Below are 18814 nucleotides of genomic sequence, written 5' to 3'. Positions count from 1 at the left end.
CGACCGCGGCCACCAACCCCGAAGGGCTGGTGGCCGCGGTGCGACGGTCGTCCTACTCGCCGAACGCCTCGTCGAGGATCTCCTGCTGCTCGACCGCGTGGACCTTGCTCGATCCCGAAGACGGCGCGGACATCGCACGGCGCGACACCCGGCGCAGTCCGCCGAGCACGTCCGGCAGCACCTCGGGCAACCAGAGGCCGAGGAACGGCCACGGGCCCTGGTTGGCGGGTTCTTCCTGTACCCAACGGAATTCGCTCGCGTTACCGTACTGCTCGAGCGTCTTGCGGAGCCGGCGGTGCGGAACCGGGTAGAGCTGCTCGATGCGCACGACGGCGATGTCCTCGCGCTTCTCCTTGTCGCGGCGGGCGGCCAGCTCGTAGTAGAGCTTGCCGCTCACCAGCAGGACGCGCTTGACCTTGCTGCGGTCGGCGCCGTCCTTTTCGAAGTGCGGGTCGTCGATCACCGAGCGGAACTTGTCGTCGGTGAAGTCCTCGACCGGGCTCACCGCGGCCTTGTTGCGCAGCATCGACTTCGGGGTGAAGACGATCAGCGGGCGGCTGATGCCGTCGAGGACGTGGCGGCGCAACAGGTGGAAGTAGCTCGCCGGCGTCGACGGCAGGGCCACCGTCATCGAACCCTCGGCACACAGCTGCAGGAAGCGCTCGATGCGGCCCGAGGTGTGGTCGGGTCCCTGCCCCTCGTGACCGTGCGGCAGCAGCAGCACGACGTCGGAGAGCTGGCCCCACTTGGCCTCACCCGACGAGATGAACTCGTCGATGATGGACTGCGCGCCGTTGACGAAGTCGCCGAACTGCGCTTCCCAGACCACGAGCGCGTCCGGGTTGCCGACCGAGTAGCCGTATTCGAAGCCGACGACCGCGAACTCCGAGAGCGGGGAGTCGTAGACCATGAACCGGCCGCCGTTGCTCTCCTCGTCGGCGGGCTGCAGATGGTTGAGCGGGGTGTACTCCGAGCCGGAGCTGCGGTCGATGAGCACCGAGTGACGCTGGGTGAAGGTACCGCGACGCGAATCCTGGCCGGACAGACGCACTGTGCGCCCCTCCATGACCAGCGACCCGAACGCCAGCAACTCGGCGAACGCCCAATCGATGTTGCCCTTGCGTGCGGCCTCGGCACGACGCTCCAGGACCGGCTTCACGCGGGGGTGCGGGGTGAAGCCGTCGGGCACGTTGACGAAGGCGTCGCCGATCAGCTCGAGCGTCGTGCTGTCGACCGCGGTCACCAGCTTCGTCGGCAGTGTCTGGTCGGACTCGACGGACGGCGACGGCTCGACGCTGAACTTCTCGAGTTCCTTGACCTCGTTGAAGACGCGCTCGAGCTGACCCTGGTAGTCGCGCAGTGCGTCCTCGGCCTCCTTGGTCGAGATGTCACCGCGGCCGATCAGGGCTTCGGTGTAGCTCTTGCGGACGCCGCGCTTGGTGTCGATCACCTCGTACATCGCCGGCTGCGTCATCGACGGGTCGTCGCCCTCGTTGTGTCCGCGGCGGCGGAAGCACACGAGGTCGATGACGACGTCCTTGTTGTAGGCCTGGCGGTAGTCCACGGCGAGCTTGGCGGCCCAGACACAGGCCTCGGGATCGTCGCTGTTGACGTGGAAGATGGGCGCACCGATCATCTTCGCCACATCGGTGCAGTATTCGGTCGACCGCGAGTGCTCGGGTGCGGTGGTGAAGCCGACCTGGTTGTTCACCACGATGTGCACGGTGCCGCCGGTGCGGTAGCCGGGCAGCATGGCCATGTTGAGCGTCTCGGCGACCACGCCCTGACCGGCGAACGCGGCGTCGCCGTGCAGCATGAGCGGCAGGATCGGGAACCGATCGTCGTCGTCCATGAGGTCCTGCTTGGCGCGCACCAGACCCTCGAGAACCGGGTCGACGGCCTCGAGGTGGCTCGGGTTGGCCGTGAGCGACACGTTGATCTCGTTGTCGCCGAACATCTGGTAGTACTTGCCCTCGGCGCCGAGGTGGTACTTCACGTCGCCCGACCCGTGCGCCTGCGACGGGTTCAGGTTGCCCTCGAACTCCGTGAAGATCTTCGAGTACGGCTTGCCGACGATGTTGGCGAGCACGTTCAGTCGGCCACGGTGCGGCATGCCGATGACGACCTCGGAGAGGTTGTGCTCGGCGCTCTGGTCGATCACCGCGTCCATCATCGGGATGACCGACTCGGCGCCCTCGAGCGAGAAGCGCTTCTGCCCGACGTACTTGGTCTGCAGGAACGTCTCGAACGCCTCGGCGGCGTTGAGCTTGCTCAGGATGTACTTCTGCTCACCGACCGGCGGCTTGACGTGCTTGATCTCGACCCGCTCCTGCAGCCACTTCTGCTGCTCGGGTTCGAGGATGTGGGTGTACTCGACACCGACGTGCCGGCAGTACGCGTCGCGCAGGATCGACAGCACGTCCCGGAGCTTCATCTTCTCCTGGCCGTGGAACCCGCCGACCTTGAAGCTGCGGTCGAGGTCCCAGAGGGTCAGGCCGTAGTTCTGGATGTCGAGGTCCGGATGGCTGCTGCGCGCGTCGCTGTCCATCATGAGCGGATCGATGTCGGCCATCAGGTGGCCGCGGCTGCGGTAGGCCGCGATCAGCTCCAGGACCCGGGTGCTCTTGTCGACGAGGCCCGCGGGCAGGTCGCGACGCCAGCGGATCGGCTCGTACGGCACGTGGAACGCGGTGAAGATCTCGTCGTAGAACGCGTCGTCGATCAGGAGTTCGTGGATCGTGCGCAGGAAGTCGCCCGACTCCGCGCCCTGGATGATCCGGTGATCGTAGGTCGACGTGAGGGTCATGAGCTTGCCGACGCCGAGCTCGGCGATCTGCTCCTCGCTCGCGCCCTGGAACTCGGCCGGGTACTCCATCGCGCCGGCACCGATGATGGCGCCCTGGCCCTTCATCAGGCGGGGGACCGAGTGCACGGTGCCGATGGTGCCCGGGTTGGTCAGCGAGATGGTGACCCCGGAGAAGTCGTCGGCGCCGAGCTTGCCGTCGCGGGCCCGGCGGACGATGTCCTGGTAGGCGGTGTAGAACTCGGCGAAACCCATCGTCTCGCACTGCTTGATCGCGGCGACGACCAGCGTGCGGTTGCCGTCCTTGCCGACCAGGTCGATGGCCAGACCCAGGTTGGTGTGTGCCGGCGTGACGACGTTGGGCTTCCCGTCGATCTCGGCGAAGTGCCGGTTCATGTTCGGGAACGCCTTGATGGCCTGAACGATCGCGTAACCCAGGATGTGGGTGAAGCTGATCTTGCCGCCGCGGGTACGCGCGAGGTGGTTGTTGACGACGATCCGGTTGTCGATCATCGCCTTGGCGGGCACGGCCCGGACGCTGGTGGCCGTCGGGATCTCCAACGACAGCGCCATGTTCTTCGCGATGGCCGCGGCGGGACCGCGCAGCACCTTGTTGCCATCGGCGTTCTCGGACTTCTGGCCTTCGGACGCGCTCGCCTTGCCTGCTTCCGGCTTGGTGGGCTTGGGCTGCGATCGCGCCGAACCGTCGCGACTGGCGACGCTGTGGCCCGATGCGGCCTTCGTCGCGGTGGACTCCTTGGCGGGGGCGGGCTTGCGCGGCGCGGTGCGGGCGGGCGTCTGATCCAGGGTGACCTGCTTGCGCGGTGCGGCCTCCGCGGCCGGTGCGGACGCGCTGCGCGCGGACCCGTTGGTCGACGAACTCGAGGACGAGGAGGTGGTGGAAGTCGTTGTGGCGGAGCGCTTTGCGGAATTCGAGGGCGGGGAGGCGGCCGCGGCGGAGCCGCCGTTGTCGCCGGGCTCGTAGTTCTTCAGTAGTTCGTGCCAACTCGGGTCGACCGAGTTCGGGTCTTCTTTGTACTGCTGGTACATTTCCTCGACCAGCCACGTGTTCTGTCCGAAGTCTGAAATCGAACTGCTGCTCACAGCGGTATCTCGCCTCAATTCCCTGAAGGTGCCGGGTTCTCTGCCACGCGTCGTCTCTTGTGGAGACTATCGGTGAACCACCTGACGATGCTACGCGTCGTCGACTCGCTCGCGCTGACCGACCTGTTACTACGGAGTCAGATCCGAGGTGGCCCGCGTGACCGTCGTGGCGGCGGTCCGTGCGCTGGTCGGAGCGGGTGGATCGTTGTCGGGCACCGCCGGCTCGTCGGGATCGACACCGGCATCCCAGAAGCCGCGGTACCTCTCTCCCAACGCGAGCAACTCGTCGTGTGTTCCGAGCTCGACGATCCGCCCGCCGTCGACCACGGCGATGGCATCGGCGCGGGCGGCGGTCGCCAGCCGATGCGCGACGATCACCGAGGTGCGGTGCCGGGTCACCGCGCGGCCGGCGGCGAGCACCTGGGCCTCGGTCGCCTGGTCGAGGGTCGCGGTCGCCTCGTCGAGCAGGAGCAGATCGGGTTCGACGAGCTCGGCCCGCGCCAGCGCGATGAGCTGGCGCTGCCCCGAACTCAGTCCCTGTCCGCGCTCGCCGATCGGATGATTCATCCGGCCGGGGAGGGCGGCGATCATGCGCAGCGCGCCGACCGCGGCCGCGGCGTCGACGATCGCGGTCCGATCGGCACCGGGCCGGCCGTAGGCGATGTTCTCGGCGACCGTGCCGGTGAACAGGTGCGGCTCCTGCGGGACCAGACCGAGTCGCCTGCGGTATCCGGCGAGGTCGTAGTCGCCGATGTCGGTGCCGTCGACGACGACGCGGCCGGTGGTCGGGTCGTAGAAGCGGGCCAGGAGCTTGACGATCGTGGACTTCCCGGCGCCGGTCCGGCCGACGAGTGCCAGCGACGACCCGGCCGGGATGTGCAGGTCGACGCCGGCCAGCGCGTCCGTCGAGGAGCCCTGATAGCGGAAGCCCACCCGCTCGAAGTCGACGACGCCGTCGAATCCGGTGTCCGGCGGGGACTCGGCCCGCGCCGAGGTACGCAACGAACTCGGCGTGCGCAGCAGGTCGCCGATGCGCCGGAGACCCACCGCCGCCTGCTGGTAGCCGTCGAACACCTGCGACAGCTGCTGGACCGGACCGAAGAGCATCGTCAGGTAGAGCACGAAGGCGACCAGGGTGCCCGCCGAGAGCGACCCCGAGGCCACCTGACCGGCGCCGACCCCGAGCGCGATCGCGGTGGCGATGTCCGACATGAGCTGGATGAGCGGGAAGTAGGCGGCGATCGCGCGCTGCGACACCATCCGCGCCTCGACCCATTCCGCCGACCGCTGCGCGAACCGCGTCTGGGCGCTGTCGGTGCGCAGGTAGGTCTGGGTGGTCTTGATGCCGGCGATGTTCTCCTGGAAGTCGGCGTTGACGACGCTGATCAGTTCGCGCGAGCGGGTGTATGCGCGACTCGACACACGCCGGAAGACGATCGTCGCGCCGATCAGCAGCGGGAAGACGGGCATCACCAGCAGCCCGAGGACAGGACCGGTGACCAACAGTGCGACCCCGACGCCGACGAGGGTCAGGACAGCCACGATCGCCGAGGTGAGCCCCGTCTGCAGGAACGTCGACAACGCGTCGATGTCGGTCGTCATGCGCGTCATGATCCGCCCCGACAGCTCGCGCTCGTAGTAGTCGAGTCCGAGTCGCTGGATGTGGGCGTAGCTGCGGATGCGCAGGCCGAACAGCACGCGTTCGCCGGCCCGGGTCGAGGTGATCGTCATCGACTTCGCGGCGACCCAGCCGACCGCGACCAGCGCGCCGCCGCCGAGCGCGGCCCACAGCAGGGTCGACCGCTCGGTGTGTCCCGTCGCGTCGATGACCGCCCGCGCGATGCTCGGGAAGGCCAGACCGACGAGGGTGTCGACCGCGATGGCGAGCAGTGCGGCGGCGAGCAGCCACCGAACCGGCGCGAGGAGGCCGCGCAGGGTGAAGACCGGGTTCTCGCGCCGAGCGGCGTCGACGTCGACCTCGGGACGCTCCACCGCAGGCGGGAGGGCGTCCACGGACGCCTGGAGTTCGGGGGTGGCCGGCATGGAACCCAGTGCGCTGGCGACGCCACCCCCGCGACCGGTCCGGGAGCCCGCCCCGGCCGCGGGCGAGGTCCGGGCTGCGACGCCGCCGGACTCGGATTCGACTGTCGGCCAGAGGTTCTCGATGTCGGTCGCGGTCGGGCCGCGCAGCGGCGGCGCGGTGTCGACCACCGCGGCCTCACCGGGTGTGCCGTCGGGGGGCGCCGTGCTCGACATCAGCTCGCGGAACCGCGGTGACGTGGCCTCGAGCTCGGCGAGGGTGCCCAGCGCCGTGATCCGGCCGTCGTCGAGCACGGCGACGCGGTCGGCGAGGACGAGCGTCGACCGGCGGTGGGCGAGCACCAGCATCGTGGCGCGCCGGGTGCGCAACCCGCCCAGGATGCGGGACTCGGTGGTCGCGTCGACCGCGGATGTCGCGTCGTCGAGGACGAGGATGCGGGGATCGGCGAAGAGCGCCCGTGCCAGCGCGATGCGCTGGCGCTGACCGCCCGACAGGGTGAGCCCGCGCTCGCCGATGACGGTGTCGTAACCGTCGGGCAGTGCGTCGATGAACTCGGCGGCGTCGGCGGCGGCGGCCGCCACCCGGACCCGGTCGGCGACATCGGGTGCGGTCGCGGCCGGGCCCATCGCGATGTTGGCGGTGATGGTGTCCGAGAACAGGAACGGCTCGTCGAAGACCACGGCCAGGGCGCGGTGCAGGGCCTCGGGCGCCAGGTCGTCGATCCGGTACCGGGGGCGGTCCGCGTCGGCTCCGGTGCCCTCGCCGAGCAGGGAGATGGTCCCGGTGTCGGGTCGTTCGAACCGGCTGACCAGGTCGGCGACGGTCGACTTCCCGGAGCCGGGGGGACCCACGATCGCCACGCATTCGCCCGGTTCGATCCGGAGGTCGATCCCGGACAGCACCGCGGGCGGGTCGTCGGCGTCGTGCGTGTGATGGGCGAATCCCACCCCGGCCAGTTCGACGCCCAGGGGGCCGTCGGGAAGTGAGCCGGTCGCGGCGTCGCCCGGGTCGTGGGGATGGTCGATGACGTCGTAGACGCGTTCGACCGCCGCGCGCGCGAGTTGCGCGTTGACGATGAGGTTCGTCAGCAACCGGGCGATACCCGTCATCGTGGCGACATAGGTGCTGAACGCGAGGAAGGTGCCGGCGGTGATCGCGCCGGTCATCGTGAGATAACCACCCACCACGATCACCCCGACCATGCCCAGCTGCGGGATCGCGGCGAGCGTCGGGGCGAACCGCGAGTTGATCCGCGCGGCGCGCAGCCGTCGCGCGAACACCGTCCGGCAGCGGGTGATGAGGTCGTCGACGGCACGGTCTTCCTGCCCGAAGCCCTTCACGACCCGTACGCCGGTGACGGTCTCCTCGACGTGCTGGGCGACGTCGGCGGCCGACTGCTGGGCCGACCACGTCGCGGCGAACAGGCGGCGTCGCGTCCGCCACACCTCGACGGCGATCAACGGGACGATCAGCAGCGCCACGCCGGTCAGGAGCGGCGACAGGTAGGCCATGATCGCCAGGGCCACGACCATCTGCACCGCGGCGCCCAGGGACAACGGCGCCATGGCGAGCAGGCTCTGCACCACCTGGATGTCGGTGATGGACCGGGACACGATCTGACCGGTGCGGATCTGGTGCTGGCTGCGACCGTCGAGGTGCAGCAGCGTGTCGAGCAGTCGGAGTCGGAGCGAGTTCTGCACGCTCACGGCCAGTCGCCCGGCGAACACCCGCCGGCCCATGTGGCACGCGTACCGCACGACGGCGAAGACGACCAGGGCGACGATGGCGGTGCGCAGGGACAGACCGTCGTCGACGACGCCGGTCGCATGGTCGACCGCCGCCTTGGTCAGCAACGGCATGAGCACGTCTACCCCGACCGCGATCAGCGTGACGGTCATCGTGATGACCACGACGCGCCGGTATCGCCACGATTCGCCGACGAGCCGGCGAATCCACCCGGGCGCGGGCGCGGACGGAGTGGGTAGTGGGGGTGCCGCGATCACCAGGAACCGGGCGGGAGCGGATCCGGGGTGGGTGTCTCGGTGAAGTCGACGTCGATGACCCACGCCCGGGGAGCCGGTCCGAAGGCATCCCGGGCGTTGTGTACCACCTTGCGGCCCAGGGCGCGGCTGCCCGCGCCGCCGATGACCGCGCCGATCCCCGCGGGCATCAGCTTGCCGAAGATCAGTGGCGCCCGGCGGATCGCGTACTTGCGGACGAGTTTGTTCACCAGGGTCTTGTTCAGCTTGGTGATCGCCCCGGACGGCAGAGCCGCGCCGCCGAGCCTGCGCAGGGCGCCGCCGCCGGTGCCGACCACCCGACCGAGCGCCAGCACGCCCTCTTCGCCCAGTGCGACGGTCATGACGAGTGCCTTGCGGCGTTCGGATTCGTGCACCGGGATGCCGTGCACCTCGGCGATCGACAGCGCGAGCAGCGCCGAGGCCTCGAGGAAGAACGCCGTGTCCCCGGTCATCGCGCCGAAGGCGGTCATCGTGCCGACTCCGGGCACCGCGGCGGCCGCGCCGACCGCTCCGCCGGAACCGGTGACCGCGTTCAGATAGCGCTTCTCGAGCCGCTCGATGATCTGCGCGGGGGAGTCGTCGGGGTACTTCCGCCGCAGCGAGTCCACGTACTTCTTCACCGCGGGCGCCTGCAGCCGCTGCGCCCGGTCCAGGAGACCGCCGGTCACCTCGACGGCCTTGCCCGGCGGCGTGCGACCCTTGTCCGTCGACAGTCCCTGTGTCGTCTTGTCTTTCATGTCCGGTCTCTCTCGCTCTGGGGTACCCAATCCTGTGCGGGCACGACCTCGGTGGGTCGTGGGGGGCCGGGTGGCGTGCCGTCGCCGAACGGCCGACCGCCGAGGTCGGCACGATGGTGTTCGGTGAGCCAGCCACGCAGATCCGGCCCCTTGGGCACGATCTGGGTGGGATTCACATCGGTGTGCACGATGTAGTAGTGCTGCTTGATCTGCGTGAAGTCGGTCGTGTCGCCGAAGCCGGGCGTCTGGAACAGGTCGCGGGCATAGGCCCACAGGACCGGCATCTCGCTCAACTTGCTGCGATTGCACTTGAAGTGACCGTGGTAGACCGCGTCGAACCGCGCCAGGGTGGTGAACAGGCGCACGTCGGCCTCGGTGATCGTGTCGCCGACCAGGTAGCGCTGCGTCGACAGTCGGTCCGACAGCTCGTCGAGCTTGGTGAACAAGCGATCGTAGGCCGCGTCGTAGGCCTCCTGGCTGCCGGCGAAACCGCAGCGGTACACACCGTTGTTGACCTCGGTGTAGACGCCGTGGCTGACCTCGTCGATCTCGTCGCGCAGACGTTCCGGGTAGAGCTCCGGTGCGCCGTCCCGGTGGAAGGCGGTCCATTCCAGGGAGAAGTCGATGGTGATCTGCGGGAAGTCGTTGGTGACGACCTCGCCGGTCGGCACGTCGACGATCGCGGGCACGGTGATCCCCTTGGGATAGCCGGGGATCCGCTTCTCGTAGGCGTCCTTGAGCCGCGGGATCTGCAGGACCGGGTCGACTCCGCCGGGGTCGAGATCGAAGGTCCACGAGTTCTTGTCGTGCGTGGGGCCGCACAGTCCGAGGGAGATGGCGTCCTCGAGCCCGAGGAGCCGCCGGACGATCAGCGTCCGGTTGGCCCACGGGCACGCGCGGGCGGCGACGAGCCGATAGCGGCCCGCCTCGACCGGGTAGCCGTCCCGGCCGTCGGCGGTGATGCGGGTCTCGATGTACTTCGTGTCCCGGACGAATTCCTCGCCGGTCATCACGTACGAACCCTGTTCGTCCTCGGATGCGGTGCTCTGGTCGGACTCGGTGGTCATGGGTTCCACAGTAATGATGTCCGGCGACAATGACGTCCGACGACGATGATGTCCGGCGACAGACGACCCGGTCGCGGTCGAACCCCGCGATCGTGCGGGTCGTCGGCGAATCGGACAGGTCTAGCATCGGGAAAATGCGATCGAGCGACGCCACCCGCGGCGAGAACGCGGGTACCGACGAGATGGTCACCACCCGGCCGTGGGCCGCGATGCTGGCGCTCTGTGTGGGCTTCTTCATGATCCTCGTCGACATGACGATCGTGGCCGTGGCCCAGCCGCGAATCCAGGCCGATCTCGACACGAACGTCAACGGCGTCGTCTGGGTCACCAGTGCGTACCTGCTCACCTACGCGGTGCCGCTGCTGATCACCGGCAGGCTGGGTGACAAGTTCGGTCCCAAGACGATGTACCAGATCGGTCTCGCGGTCTTCACCGTGGCGAGTCTCTGGTGCGGGTTGTCGTCGTCGATCGGGGAGCTGATCGGCGCGCGCGCACTCCAGGGTGTCGGCGCGGCGCTCATCACCCCGCAGACGATGGCACTGATCACGCGTATCTTCCCGGCCGAGAAGCGCGGCGCCGCAATGGGTGTGTGGGGCACCGTCGCCGGCGTCGCGACCCTCGTCGGACCGCTGCTCGGCGGTGTCCTGACCGACGCATTCGGCTGGGAGTGGATCTTCTTCATCAACCTGCCGGTCGGCGTCGTCGGTCTCGTCCTCGCCGCGATCCTCGTCCCACGGGTCGGGACCAACGACCACCAGTTCGACTGGATCGGCGTCGCGCTGTCCGCCGTCGGTCTGTCCGCGCTGGTCTTCGGCATCCAGGAGGGGGAGACCTTCGCCTGGGATGCCTGGATCTGGCTGCTCATCGTCGGTGGTCTGGTGGTCCTCGGGGTCTTCGTCTACTGGCAGTCCCGGATCCGCACGGAGCCGCTGGTCCCGCTGTCGCTGTTCCGCGACCGCAACTTCTCGCTGTCGACCATCGGCATCGCCTCGATGGGTTTCGCGGTGTCCGCGATGATGATCCCGCTGACCTTCTTCCTCCAGCTCGTCGGCGGGATGTCGCCGACCGAGTCGGCGGTGGTCTTGGTGCCGATGGCCGTGCTGACCGGTGTCCTGGCCCCGTTCGTCGGCCGGATGGTCGACCGCGTGCACCCGCGCACGATCGTGTCCTCGGCATTGCTGCTGAACGCGATCGCGATCGCGTGGCTGGGCTTCGTGGCGCGTCCGGAGACCCCGGTCTGGCTGATCGTCGTCCCGCTGTGCCTCATGGGTGTGGCCTCGGCCGGAATCTGGGCGCCGCTGGCGGCGACGGCCACCCGCAACCTGCCGTGGCATCAGGCCGGTGCCGGTGCGGGCGTGTACAACACACTGCGGGTCATCGGCTCGGTGCTGGGTTCGGCGATGATCGGCGCGCTCCTGCAGACCCGGCTCGCGGCCGAGCTGCCCGGGGTCGACGCCGAGAACGCGCAGGACGGCGCGGCGGGCCAGCTGCCGGAGTTCCTCCGCGAGGGTTTCGCCGCCGCGATGGGACAGTCGCTGTACCTACCCGCGGCCGCGCTGCTGATCGGCGTCGTCGCGACGTTCTTCTTCGTGCGCCCCGCGCACCAGACCGTTCCACCCCAGGTCGTCGACCCACACGCGGTGGCCACCGACGCCCGATAGCCGACCGCCGTCCCGGGGTCCGGGCGCCGGCGAGCGCGCGTCCCACGATCTGTCGGGACCCGACCGTAAGGTTGCGCCCATGCGGATCGTGCACACCTCCGACTGGCACCTGGGCCGGACGTTCCACGGGGTCGAGCTCCTCGCCGACCAGCGCCGCGCGCTGACCCACCTGGCCGAGCTCGTCGCGGCGGAGTCGGCCGACGCCGTCATCGTCGCCGGGGACGTCTACGACCGGTCGGTCCCGTCCGCGGACGCGGTGCGGGTGTACGACGAGGGCCTGGCCGAGATCGCCGCTGCGGGAGCGCAGATCGTCGTCACCTCGGGCAATCACGATTCACCCACCCGGCTCGGCGCCGGATCGGGGTTCGCGGCGGCAGGCGGCCTGCACCTGCGGACCTCGATCGCCGACATCGACCGGCCGGTCCTGCTCGCCGACGCCCACGGCGACGTCGCGATCTACGGCATCCCGTATCTCGAACCCGACACCGCGCGCCGCCACCTCGGGGTCGAGTCGGCCGGCGGCCACACCGCGGTGCTCGACGCCGCCATGACGCGGGTCCGCACCGACCTCGCCGCGCGCCGCGCCCGGTCCGTGGTGGTGGCGCATGCCTTCGTCAGCGGGGCCGCCGCCTCCGGGTCGGAGCGCTCGATCAGCGTCGGCGGTGTCGAAACCGTTCCCGCCGAGACGTTCTCCGGGGCAGACTACGTGGCACTCGGTCATCTGCACTCGCCGCAGCGCGTCACCGACACCGTCCGGTACAGCGGGTCGTTGCTGCCGTACTCCTTCGGCGAGCGAACCCATCGCAAGGCCGCCCTGGTGATCGACCTCGACGCCGATGGTGTCGCGGAGGTCCGTCCGCACGAGCTGCCCGTCGTTCGCGAATTGAGCTCCCTCACCGGCGTTCTCGGCGATCTGCTGACTGATCAGCAGTACGACGCGGCGCAGGACCACTACGTCGAGGTGACGCTGACCGACCCGGTCCGCCCCACCGATGCGATGCGACGCCTGCGTGAGCGTTTCCCGTTCGCCGTCCACGTGCAGTGGGAGCGTCCGCATTCCGGCTCCGGGGTCGACTACCGGTCCCGTGTGCGTGGGCGGAGCGACGCCGAGATCGTCGCCTCGTTCATCTCCGACGTGCGCGATGAGCCGACGAAGGGGGAGCGGGTGCTCCTCGAGCGGGCACTGCGCGCCGTGGTCGGCGAGCCCGAATCCGACGCCGCCGAACTGACTCTGTTCGACATCGAGGCGATCGTCGCGGAATCCGCATGAGGTTGCATCGCTTGCGCATCCGCGCGTTCGGCCCCTTTGCCGACGAGATCACCGTCGACTTCGACGACCTCGGCGGCGACGGACTGTTCCTGTTGCACGGCCAGACCGGTGCGGGTAAGACGACGGTGCTCGACGCCGTGGCCTTTGCGTTGTTCGGGCGGGTCCCTGGCGTGCGTGACGTCAATCGGCGACTGCATTCGGATCACGCGGCGGCCGACGAGATCCCGGAGGTCGAACTGGAGGCGACCATCGCGTCCCGTCGTCTGCGGATCACGCGGTCGCCCGAGCACGAGCGACCCAAGAAGCGCGGGGACGGCACCCGTAAGGTGAACGCCCGGGCGACGCTGATGTGGGTGGACGGGTCAGGTCCCGACCTGACCCGTATTCCCGAGATCGGTGACGCGGTGGTCCGGCTGCTCGGGATGAGTGCCGACCAGTTCTTCCAGGTGGTGCTGCTGCCCCAGGGCGACTTCGCACGGTTCCTGCGCGCGCACTCCGATGAGCGGGAAGCGTTGCTGGAGAGGCTGTTCGACACCGAACGTTTCGGTGATCTCGAGGAGTGGCTGCGCGAGCGGGCCCGCGAGAGCGCGGCCAGGCTGACCGAGCAGACCGCGGTGCTCGACCGGATCGCCGGCCAGATCGTGGCGGTCGGTGGTGCCGACCCGGCCGCCGAGCCCGACTTCGACTGGGCGCAGGAGTGTCTCGAGCGTGCCCGGGCGGTCGCGGAGCGCACGCTCGCGGAATCGGCTGCGGCACAGGCTGCGGCGGACCAGGCGCAGGCCGCCCACGAGAGCGGGAGCCGGCTCGTGGAGCTCCGACGCCGGGGGCGTGCGGCCACCGAGCGTCTGGCCCGGCTCGCCGACGGGGAGCAGTCGCTGGCGGCCGCCGCGCACGCTCGCCGGCTCGCGCTGCGGGCGGCGCCGATCGTGCCGCTCGCCGACGACTCCGACCGGGTGGCGCGCGAACTCTCGGCCGCCGAACAGTCCGTGGTCGCTGCGCGTGCCGAACTGTGCCGGATGCCCGAGGGCGAGATCCTGTGTGCCGTCGAGCCGGACGCGGACGTCGACGAGCGCCTGGACGCCGCGATCGACCGCTGGACCGAGGAATCGGGTCGATGGGAACCCCTCGCCCAGCGGGTTGCGCAGCGGCCGGCACTGGTCGCCGAGATAGATGCACTCGACACGGCCCTCGCCGACGCCGAGCGCCGGGTCGCCCAGACGCGGGAGTCACTCGAGGCCGTACCGGGTCGGCGTGCCGAGGCCGCCGACGCGCTCCAGGCAGCCGGAGACCTGCGCATGCAGGCCCCGAAGCTGCGGGCCGAGCGTGACGCACTGCGACGGGTCCGCGACGCCCTGACCGACCGGGACGAGGTCCTCGCGCGGCTCGCCGCTGCCGACAAGGAGCTGCTCGACGCACGCGACGCGCATACCGACGCCCGGGAGCGGGTGCTCGACGCCCGGGAACGCCGCCTCGCCGGGATGGCCGTGGAACTGGCAGGCGAGCTCGTCGACGGAGAGCCGTGCGTCGTCTGCGGTTCGGTTGCGCACCCGCAGCCGGCGACGGACGTCGCCGCCTCGCTCGAGACGGCCACCGACGAGGAGGAGGCGACCGCAGCCGAGGAGCGGGCGAGTGCGACCAAGGCCATCGCGCAATCCGCGGTCGCCGCGCTCGGCGAACGCCGCGCCCATCTCGACGCCGTCATCGGCGGTGCCGACGCCGCGACCGTCGATGCCGACCTCACCCGTGTGAGTGCCGAACTCGCGGCGGCGGAGCGTGCCGCGTCTCGACTTCCCGCACTGCAGAAGGCCGTCGACCGGATCGACGCCGAGATCGATGCGTGGCGCACCGTCGTCGCCGACACTGAGACGGGGCAGTCGGCGCGTCGCGAGCGCGTGAACTCGTTGCGCGAGAACCTCATCGAGCTCGATGCGGCAGTCCGCGAAGCGACCGGTGGGCGCGGCGGGGTCGCCGAGCGGCGTCGTGAACTCGCCGACCTGGTCCGCCGCGCACGCCGGTTGCGCGACGCCCGCCAGGAGGCCGCGCGAACACGGGATCGGGTGGCCGAGGCGACCGATCGGTTGTCCGCTGCCTGCGCCGACGCGGGATTCGACGACGTCACGGCGGTTCGGGCGGCGTTCGCCCCGGATGCCCGCATCGCCGCGTGGGACGCGATGCTGCAGGAGGCGGCGAGTCTGCGCGCCGCCGCGGAGGAGACCCTCGCCGACGACGATGTGCGGGCTGCGATGACGGCTCCCGAGCCGGACCTCGAACGCCTCGCCGCCGATCGCGATGCCGCACGCCGCCGCCTCGACACCGCGTCGAAGGAACACGCCGTGGCCGGTCGGCAGGCGGCGGGGCTCGAGGAGTACGTCACCCAGTTCTGGGCGGCCCTCGACGCGCTGGCGCCGATGCGGGACCGTCACACCGAACTCCAGGGACTGGCCGAACTGGTCAGTGGGCGAGGCCAGAATGCGCGCCGGATGTCCCTACGGTCGTACGTGCTGGCCGCGCGCCTCGATGAAGTGCTCGTCGCCGCGTCCGGACGGTTGCGTGAGATGTCCTCGGGCCGTTACGAGTTCGTCCACACCGACGCTGCGGGTGTCCGGGGCCGGCGCGGCGGCCTGGGCATCGAGGTGCGCGACGAGTACACCGGTGCACTCCGGGCGACGACGACCCTGTCCGGCGGGGAGACGTTCTTCGCATCGCTCGCTCTCGCACTCGGCCTCGCCGACGTCGTCTCCGCGGAGTCGGGCGGACGCGTGCTCGACACCATCTTCATCGACGAGGGATTCGGCACCCTCGACCCCGAGGCGCTCGACCTCGTGATGGGTGTTCTCGACGACCTCCGGACCGGTGGGCGTGTCGTCGGCGTGGTGAGTCATGTCGACGAACTCCGGGCACGAATCCCGGCCCAACTGCATGTCCTGCGCGGTGAGCACGGGTCGTCGGTGCGGGTGCAGAGCCCCCTCGGCGTGTCGTGAGCTGCCCGATTGGGACGCCGGTGGAACAGTGCGCTACGCTGAGTCCCGCCCGATGAGCCCCCGTAGCTCAGGGGATAGAGCGTCTGCCTCCGGAGCAGAAGGCCGCAGGTTCGAATCCTGCCGGGGGCACCATTGCCGCAGAAGCGCCGCTTGAGATCAGGAGCGCCGGGGACAACCGGTGCACTTGGCCTCAAGTGGCGCTTTTGCTTTCGTCAAACTCTCCGGCATTGTCGAGCCGACCCGGACGACCACCTCACAGATACGGCTCGGTGAGCATCTCCAGCAACTGCCCGGACGGGTCCTTGAAATACACCCGGCGGCCCTCCTCGGTCGAGATCTCGCCGGGTCGTCGCATCTGCGGATCGGCCCAGTGTTCGATGCCTTGACGACACAAAGCGTCGTACCCGCGATCGAAGTCGGCGTCGTCCATGAGAAAGGCCATGTGTATGGGCTCCGCGACCGGTGCCGGTGCGAACTGCAACAGCGTGTCGTCGTCGAGAAGGATGTTCACGAACGGACCCCAGCTGGGGGCCGGCCGCGCGCCGAGTACGTCGAGGTAGAAGTCGGCGGATCCCTGCGGATCGTGCGCGCCGATGATGATGTGGTTGAAACTGACTGACATGACGAAACTTTCGTCCCGGCGCCTCCATGCCTGACGCGGTCCGCCACCGGCACGCGACGCTGGACAGAGCATGACACAGTATCCCGGCGAATCGCCACGAACTCCGCGCACAGGTCACTGTGGGCGAATAGTCTCCGTCTGTGCTGACTCGCTGGAGAATTCGCAATGACTTCGCTCCCGACCTCCGCCGGGTCGCCCTGATCGCGCCCGCACAGCTCGTGTCACGACGCACGCTCCCTGTCGTCCGTCGGCTGTACCGGGTCCGCAACGGACGGGCGCGCGTCACCACCGCGACGACGCCGAGCGGGGTCGCGGTGCGCGTGTTCCGTCCGGCACACTCTTCGGGACGGCTACCCGCACTCCTGTGGATTCACGGCGGCGGTTACGTCACCGGCAGTGCCGCGCAGGACGACCGCTGGGCGCGGGCGATGGCCGAACGTGCCGGCATCGAGGTGGTCACGGTGGATTACCGTCTGGCTCCGGAATATCCGTACCCCGCGGCGATCGAGGACTGTCTCGACGCACTGCGGTGGATGACGGACCAGCCGGACACCGACACCACCCGGATCGCGATCGGCGGCAACAGTGCCGGCGGGGGACTGGCGGCGGCACTGGCCTTCCGGGCGCGCGATGACGGGGTGGCGGTGCGGTTGCAGCTGTTGACCTACCCGATGCTCGACGACCGCACACGCGAACCCGATCCGCACCATCGCCTCTGGAACGCCTCGGCCAACGCCTTCGGATGGTCCAGCTATCTGGGCGACGCCGACACCCGCGAGGCGGTCCCGGCGCGGCGTACGGACCTCGCGGGGTTGCCGCCCGCGTGGATCGGTGTCGGCACCCTCGACCTGTTCGCCACCGAGGACCGCGACTATGCCGAGCGGCTTCGCGCGGCAGGGGTCGAGTGCCAGGTCGACGTGATACCCGGCGCATTTCACGGATTCGACATCGTCGCGCCCCGGACGGCGACCGCGCAGGACTTCTTCGCCCGTCAGTGCGAGGCCGTCAGACGCGCTCTCGCGCACGACTGACCGGACCGGGCCGCCTCAGCCCGTCGGCAAGTCGATGCGCCGCAATGGGTCTCCCTCGTCGACGAACAGCATTCCGCCCGGACGCAGGGCCCGGGCCACGGCCCGCACGGCCGCGTCGTAGAGACCGGGGTGTCGCCCGTCGAGAGCGCCGACCCGCAGCGCGAACGCCAGGTCGAACGGGATGCGATCGCCGAGGACGAAGTCCTCGACCGCGCTGCACTCGACGTCGAACCGGTCGGGAGCGAGCCCATCGGCGATCGCCGACCGACGAGCGGCGCTCACGGCCCGCGTCGACCGGTCGACACCCAGCACGAAACCGGACGGACCGACACGCCGCGCCACCTCGCGTGCGGCCGCCCCGGGCCCACAACCGATCTCGAGCACGCGCAGACCGGGCGTCAGCGGCAACGCGTCGACGGCGTCGGCGAGGCGTGGGGAGAGCATGGTCCCCAGTATCGTTCGTCGGGCGCGCGGACGGCCCGACCGAAGTTGCTCAGTGCACGGCGCGGACGGGTAGGTCGCCGCTCAGTTCATCGGAAGCGGTTGCGCGCCACGCAGTGCCAGCATCTGGGTGATGATGGCGATCTCCTTGTCCTGGGTTCGCTTCATGCTCGACGCCAGGTCACGGACATAGGCCTGATCGACGTTGGCCGGGTCGGCGGCGTACTCCATCATGTGCAGGCCGCCCTCGTGATGGCGCAGCATCAGCTGCAGGAACCTGATGTCGACCTCGGGACCCCGCATCGCACGGAACTGTTCCATCTCCGTCGACGTCGCCATGCCCGGCATCGCGGGCTGTTCTGCTGCGTCGGAGTCCGCGCCACCTGCTGCGGGCGCCCCGGACGCCGGCATCGACATGTCGTCATGGTCCATGCTGTCGTGGTCGCCGTCCCCGTGGTCCATGCCGCCGTGATCATGACCGCCCTCGGTGTGATCCGCGGGATCGGAATGGTCGTGTCCGGAGTCCGAGTCCCCGTGGCCCATCCACGCCATGGTCGCGCCGGGATTGGTGACGGGCTGCCCCCAGCGCGACAGCCATGACTGCATCTGGCCGATCTCGTTGCTCTGGGCGGTGAGGATGTCGAACGCCATGCTCCGCACCTCGGGGTCGGTGCCGTGCTCGAGTTCGATCGCCGCGAGTTCCACACCCTGCTCGTGATGGCGGGTCATGTCCTGGGCGAAACCGACGGCGGCCGAATTCGCCGCGGGCGAGTCCTCACCGGTGGAGTCGTCGGCGAGGCTGGCCTGGATGAGAAGGCCGAGACCGACGCCGAAGAGCAGGAGGGCGGCCCCACCCAGAGCGAGCAGGATTCGTGGGCGCGACGATGTCTCCGCGGTGTGCTCGGGAGCCTCGGGTGTCGTTGTCTCGTCCGGGGCGTGCGGACGATCGCTGCTGTCGGTCATCGTTGGGTCCTCGTCGTCTCGTCGGGTCGTCGGGCCCCGGGGAGGTGCCTGGACTGCCGTTCGGGTGTGACC

Annotated in this window: 11 protein-coding genes and 1 tRNA gene; 5 read left to right on the top strand and 7 right to left on the bottom strand. The window is 69.7% G+C overall.

Annotated elements, in window-relative coordinates; genetic code table 11:
- Positions 1–52: 52 nt before the first annotated feature.
- The 4 genes from MHN80_RS22090 to MHN80_RS22075 all read right to left on the bottom strand — a co-directional run bounded on the left by MHN80_RS22090 (position 53) and on the right by MHN80_RS22075 (position 9773).
- On the bottom strand, positions 53–3853 hold the full coding sequence (locus MHN80_RS22090; RefSeq protein WP_239403695.1) for a multifunctional oxoglutarate decarboxylase/oxoglutarate dehydrogenase thiamine pyrophosphate-binding subunit/dihydrolipoyllysine-residue succinyltransferase subunit: 3801 nt from the start codon (positions 3851–3853) through the stop codon (positions 53–55).
- Between the two features lie 183 nt (positions 3854–4036).
- Complete coding sequence (locus MHN80_RS22085; RefSeq protein WP_239403694.1) at positions 4037–7954, bottom strand: ABC transporter ATP-binding protein; 3918 nt, start codon at positions 7952–7954, stop codon at positions 4037–4039.
- On the bottom strand, positions 7948–8706 hold the full coding sequence (locus MHN80_RS22080) for a hypothetical protein (protein WP_101819002.1): 759 nt from the start codon (positions 8704–8706) through the stop codon (positions 7948–7950). The genes MHN80_RS22085 and MHN80_RS22080 overlap by 7 nt, the downstream gene beginning before the upstream one ends.
- The gene (locus MHN80_RS22075; protein ID WP_239403674.1) at positions 8703–9773 is read right to left on the bottom strand and encodes a glutathione S-transferase family protein; all 1071 of its coding nucleotides are present in this window, start codon (positions 9771–9773) and stop codon (positions 8703–8705) included. Before MHN80_RS22075 ends, MHN80_RS22080 begins: the two co-directional genes overlap by 4 nt.
- A 134-nt stretch (positions 9774–9907) precedes the next feature.
- Between MHN80_RS22075 and MHN80_RS22070 the strand changes: the two genes are divergently transcribed.
- The 4 genes from MHN80_RS22070 to MHN80_RS22055 all read left to right on the top strand — a co-directional run bounded on the left by MHN80_RS22070 (position 9908) and on the right by MHN80_RS22055 (position 15817).
- Complete coding sequence (locus MHN80_RS22070; RefSeq protein ID WP_004021139.1) at positions 9908–11434, top strand: MFS transporter; 1527 nt, start codon at positions 9908–9910, stop codon at positions 11432–11434.
- 79 nt (positions 11435–11513) lie between these two features.
- On the top strand, positions 11514–12704 hold the full coding sequence (locus MHN80_RS22065) for an exonuclease SbcCD subunit D (RefSeq protein ID WP_239403673.1): 1191 nt from the start codon (positions 11514–11516) through the stop codon (positions 12702–12704).
- Positions 12701–15685 (top strand): AAA family ATPase, encoded by a 2985-nt coding sequence (locus MHN80_RS22060; RefSeq protein ID WP_239403672.1) that lies wholly within the window; start codon positions 12701–12703, stop codon positions 15683–15685. Before MHN80_RS22065 ends, MHN80_RS22060 begins: the two co-directional genes overlap by 4 nt.
- 56 nt (positions 15686–15741) lie before the next feature.
- A tRNA-Arg gene (locus tag MHN80_RS22055) sits at positions 15742–15817 on the top strand.
- Positions 15818–15938: 121 nt separating this feature from the next.
- Here the strand turns inward: MHN80_RS22055 and MHN80_RS22050 are convergent.
- The gene (locus tag MHN80_RS22050; protein ID WP_239403671.1) at positions 15939–16307 is read right to left on the bottom strand and encodes a VOC family protein; all 369 of its coding nucleotides are present in this window, start codon (positions 16305–16307) and stop codon (positions 15939–15941) included.
- A 140-nt stretch (positions 16308–16447) separates the two neighbouring features.
- Here MHN80_RS22050 and MHN80_RS22045 point away from each other — a divergent pair, with 140 nt between their 5' ends.
- Positions 16448–17338, top strand: coding sequence for an alpha/beta hydrolase (locus MHN80_RS22045; protein WP_239403670.1), 891 nt, complete (start codon positions 16448–16450; stop codon positions 17336–17338).
- A gap of 15 nt (positions 17339–17353) precedes the next feature.
- Here MHN80_RS22045 and MHN80_RS22040 read toward each other — a convergent pair whose 3' ends face one another.
- Together MHN80_RS22040 and MHN80_RS22035 are read right to left on the bottom strand one after the other, a co-directional pair.
- Complete coding sequence (locus MHN80_RS22040) at positions 17354–17782, bottom strand: cyclopropane-fatty-acyl-phospholipid synthase family protein (RefSeq protein WP_239403669.1); 429 nt, start codon at positions 17780–17782, stop codon at positions 17354–17356.
- Positions 17783–17863: 81 nt separating this feature from the next.
- Positions 17864–18742 (bottom strand): DUF305 domain-containing protein, encoded by an 879-nt coding sequence (locus MHN80_RS22035; protein ID WP_239403668.1) that lies wholly within the window; start codon positions 18740–18742, stop codon positions 17864–17866.
- Positions 18743–18814: the final 72 nt, after the last annotated feature.

Origin of the sequence: Gordonia sp. McavH-238-E (assembly GCF_022348225.1) — a bacterium.
GTDB classification, from domain to species: domain Bacteria; phylum Actinomycetota; class Actinomycetes; order Mycobacteriales; family Mycobacteriaceae; genus Gordonia; species Gordonia terrae.
The sequence above is the reverse complement of the archived record's forward strand: the minus strand, read 5'-3'. Positions and strand labels throughout refer to the sequence as shown.

What these genes read in the sequence shown, in the direction of transcription:
- MHN80_RS22090 (WP_239403695.1), bottom strand. Translation starts at nt 3,853, where the DNA reads ATGTACCAGCAGTACAAAGAAGACCCGAACTCGGTCGACCCGAGTTGG.
- MHN80_RS22080 (WP_101819002.1), bottom strand. Translation starts at nt 8,706, where the DNA reads ATGAAAGACAAGACGACACAGGGACTGTCGACGGACAAGGGTCGCACG.
- MHN80_RS22075 (WP_239403674.1), bottom strand. Translation starts at nt 9,773, where the DNA reads ATGACCACCGAGTCCGACCAGAGCACCGCATCCGAGGACGAACAGGGT.
- MHN80_RS22070 (WP_004021139.1), top strand. Translation starts at nt 9,908, where the DNA reads ATGCGATCGAGCGACGCCACCCGCGGCGAGAACGCGGGTACCGACGAG.
- MHN80_RS22065 (WP_239403673.1), top strand. Translation starts at nt 11,514, where the DNA reads ATGCGGATCGTGCACACCTCCGACTGGCACCTGGGCCGGACGTTCCAC.
- MHN80_RS22060 (WP_239403672.1), top strand. Translation starts at nt 12,701, where the DNA reads ATGAGGTTGCATCGCTTGCGCATCCGCGCGTTCGGCCCCTTTGCCGAC.
- MHN80_RS22050 (WP_239403671.1), bottom strand. Translation starts at nt 16,307, where the DNA reads ATGTCAGTCAGTTTCAACCACATCATCATCGGCGCGCACGATCCGCAG.
- MHN80_RS22040 (WP_239403669.1), bottom strand. Translation starts at nt 17,782, where the DNA reads ATGCTCTCCCCACGCCTCGCCGACGCCGTCGACGCGTTGCCGCTGACG.
- MHN80_RS22035 (WP_239403668.1), bottom strand. Translation starts at nt 18,742, where the DNA reads ATGACCGACAGCAGCGATCGTCCGCACGCCCCGGACGAGACAACGACA.